A 3,184-nucleotide genomic window follows, 5' to 3' on the forward strand; every position below is an offset into this window, starting at 1 on the left:
CAACGGCGAAGCGCCTGGGACTTACAGCCCGGCTTTCGATCAACTTTCTACCCAACGCGGTCTATGAACCGGCAAGCTGCATCTGCCTCACCCTTGCTGCCGCCGAGAAAGTGGGCTTCGATCCAACGCTGCTCATCTTCGAGCTCATGGCTGCAAATGAATGGGCAGGAAGTACGGGCGAACCGGGATACCCCGCTCGCCGAGGCGGTGTGCCACAGCCGCGCGGTCGATCCCGCGCTCCAAACGGACGACGTAAACGAACCACGAGGGGCGGGTGGTGTACTCCTCCAGAGCGGGCGGCTCGACTCCGGCAATGCCTATCAGCCGCTGGCGGTACCATTCTGCTACCCGTTCGCGCTTTTGGAGCAGTTCTTCCAGCCGGTTCATCTGAGTGGTGCCCAGTGCCGCGCTCATCTCGTCCAGCCGGTAGTTGTAGCCAAGGTAGGTGTGCTGCAGCCAGGTATCGCCCGGGGCGCGCCCCTGATTGCGCAAAGCGCGCATGTACTGCCCGGCGGTTTCGTCATCGGTGACGATCATGCCGCCTTCACCGGTGGTGATTTGTTTGTTCGGGTAGAAAGCAAACACGCCGTAGTCACCCAGCGTGCCGGCTTTGCGGCCTTTGTACTCGGCGCCCAGCGCTTCACAGGAATCTTCAATCAGGCGCAGGCCGTACTGATCAGCGGTGGCCCGCAGACGGTCATAGTCGGCCGGCTGGCCGAATACATCAACTGCCAGAATGGCTTTCAACCGGCCGCTGGGGTGGGTGTTGACGCCGCGGCGCGGCAGCCAGCGCTGAGCGGCTTTGCCGCCCTGCATTAAATCACGGGCTGCTTCGGCAACCAGTGCCGGGTGGATATTGCCGCTGCGTTCTTCAACATCCACAAAGACCGGTACGGCATTTTCAAACAGCAGGGCGTTTGCCGAGGCGACAAACGAAAACGGGCTGGTGATCACCCAATCGCCGGGCTGAATATCCGCGGCCCGCACGCACAGGTGCAGCCCGGCCGTGCCGGAATTAACGCCAATGGCATGCCGCCAACCGGTGAAGTTGCGGAAGGTCTGCTCGAAGGCTTCAATTTGCCCGCCCATGCTCAGGTGGGGGGTGTTCAGCACGTTTAATACTGCCTGCCGTTCGGCTTCGGTCAAATCCGGGGAGGACATGGGGACAATAGGAGGTGGATATGGGCTCATGTCAACGATTCTACCGCAAAGTGCCGGAAGGAATGAGACCAACCCTTACATGGCTTTACCAAAGTCACACAGGGTCAAACCACAGGCTGCCAATGCAAATTAGACAACCTGTCCGCTCGCCCTAACCCCCCAGACCCCCCTTCCCCACAACGCTGCCATGTCCGCTGAACGCGTTTCTCTGCGGGGAAGGGGGGTGATGATGGTGACCCGCGCTGTGCCGCGTTGAGATCAATTTCGACGATGTTTCTCTGCGGGGAAGGGGGCGGGTTGCGCGGTTGGCTGGGTTTTTTGTACCTTTCCCGAACTCACAATAACTTTATTTTTACATAAATGCGGGTGGAAATGAACCAGCCGGCACAACGAGGTAAAACCTCGCCCCTTTAAAGCAGAAAGAGCAGCCAGCCGGAAATGGCGCGGTAGAGCGCCGGAGCCGCCACGTGGCGCACCTTCAGCATCATCCAGCCTGCCACCAGACTATGCAGCACAATCACCCCCCAGCCCGTCCACTGACTTTCGCCCGGCAGCAACAAAACGCGCGGCGCCTGAGCCAGTACAAACAACCCGGCGCTCAACAGCCAGCCGGCAATGCCGCCCAGCCAACCCGCCAGACGCGGCTGCAGGTAGCCGCGGAAGAGGGTTTCTTCCCCCAGTGCAATCGCCAGCAAAATCAGCAAGGCCTGTGCCTGCTCAGCGCTCACGCCGCCCAACAGGCGCATCAGCATGCCGCGCAAGAAAATACTCAACAGCCCTACTGCAATTCCAATTTGCAGCGCGGGAGTCAGCAGCGCCCGTCCCCAGCCGGCGCTGCGCAGGGGCTGCCGGCGGTAAACCAGCGCCGCCCCGCTGATCAAGGCTGCCAGTGCCGCCAGACGGAGCGCCGGATACAAACCGCCCACACCACCCCGCTGGACTTCCTGAGCCGTGGCGGGTTGGGCATACATGACGACCGCCAGCAGCACCATCCCTCCACTTAAAGCCAGCCCAACCAGCCCTTCGCGGCGCGGATATTGAAATCGAAGCGGCGGTACGGCGCGCAGCCGCGGACTGATGCCCAGCAGCATGGTGACTGCTACGACCCCCAGCACTTCACTGATCAACCCCACCCATTGAGCCGTGGTCAGCACCGGCATGCGTTATTCCTGGTCATTCTGGCTTTGCCCGGAAAAATCTTCTTCACTTTCGGGTGATTCAACCTGTATTTCTACCTGTTCTTCCATGCGCACCTGTCCGCGCAGGAAGGCACCTTCTTCAGTGGAGAAAGATACGACCGTCACATCGCCCCACACCCGGCCGGTGGAGCGGATTTCCAGTTTTTCGGCAAGGATGTTGCCGCGCATTGCCCCGGCGACTACGACGGTGTTGGCGCGCAGTTCCGGGCAGGTGACCCGTCCGGTTTCGCCAATCACCACCAGCCCGCGCACGGCAATATCCCCTTCAAATGTGCCTTCAATGCGCACGCCGCCGCTGCCGTGCAGGCTGCCTTTCCAGTTGATGCCCGGCCCCAGCACCGAAGTTACCCGCTCGGTGGGCGGTGGCGGCGCTGATCCCGCCGGTGGATTTCTGCGAAACATGGCCTTCCTCCTCCGTTTGATTCTAACGCGGCGGATAAACGCTGCCGGCATACACCACCGTGCCGGGCGGTACATTCGCCTTGACGGTGGCGCCGTTGCCGACCCGCGCGCCGCGCCCAATGGTCAGATTTAAGTTGATGGTTGCGCCCATGCCGATTTGGGCAAAATCCTCCACCCGCACGCCGCCGGCCAGCAGCGCGCCCGGCGAAAGGTTGACACATTTGCCGATAACGCAGTCATGTGAAACGACCACTCCGGCGTTCAGCACACTGCCGTAGCCGATGACCGCGCAGGCAGAAACGTAACTTTGCGCCAGCACCTGCACGCCGCCTTCCAGCCGCGCCGAGGAATCCACCCAGGCGGTGGGATGCACCAGCGCCGGGCAGTTGAACCTGTTGGCAGCCAGAATTTCAAACACTTTC

Annotated in this window: 3 protein-coding genes and 2 pseudogenes; 1 reads left to right on the plus strand and 4 read right to left on the minus strand. The window is 61.4% G+C overall.

What is annotated here, in order from left to right:
* Positions 1-146, plus strand: a pseudogene (locus tag VAE48_RS17540) (EAL domain-containing protein); the annotation flags it as partial.
* Here VAE48_RS17540 and VAE48_RS10985 read toward each other — a convergent pair.
* The 4 genes and pseudogenes from VAE48_RS10985 to VAE48_RS11000 all read right to left on the minus strand — a co-directional run.
* Positions 145-1,191 carry a DegT/DnrJ/EryC1/StrS family aminotransferase gene (locus VAE48_RS10985; RefSeq protein WP_322793373.1) on the minus strand — a complete coding sequence of 349 codons (1,047 nt, stop codon included), beginning with the start codon at positions 1,189-1,191 and terminating at the stop codon, positions 145-147. The pseudogene VAE48_RS17540 and the gene VAE48_RS10985 sit on opposite strands and share 2 nt — an antisense overlap.
* 380 nt (positions 1,192-1,571) lie before the next feature.
* Entirely contained in the window at positions 1,572-2,321 is a 750-nt protein-coding gene (locus VAE48_RS10990) for a CPBP family intramembrane glutamic endopeptidase (protein ID WP_322793374.1), read from the minus strand.
* 3 nt (positions 2,322-2,324) lie between these two features.
* Positions 2,325-2,762 (minus strand): polymer-forming cytoskeletal protein, encoded by a 438-nt coding sequence (locus VAE48_RS10995; protein ID WP_322793375.1) that lies wholly within the window; start codon positions 2,760-2,762, stop codon positions 2,325-2,327.
* 22 nt (positions 2,763-2,784) lie between these two features.
* Positions 2,785-3,184 (minus strand): annotated as a pseudogene (locus VAE48_RS11000) (sugar acetyltransferase); the annotation flags it as partial.

This window comes from Bellilinea sp., from assembly GCF_034432615.1.
In the GTDB taxonomy this organism is placed as follows: Bacteria; Chloroflexota; Anaerolineae; order Anaerolineales; family Anaerolineaceae; genus Bellilinea.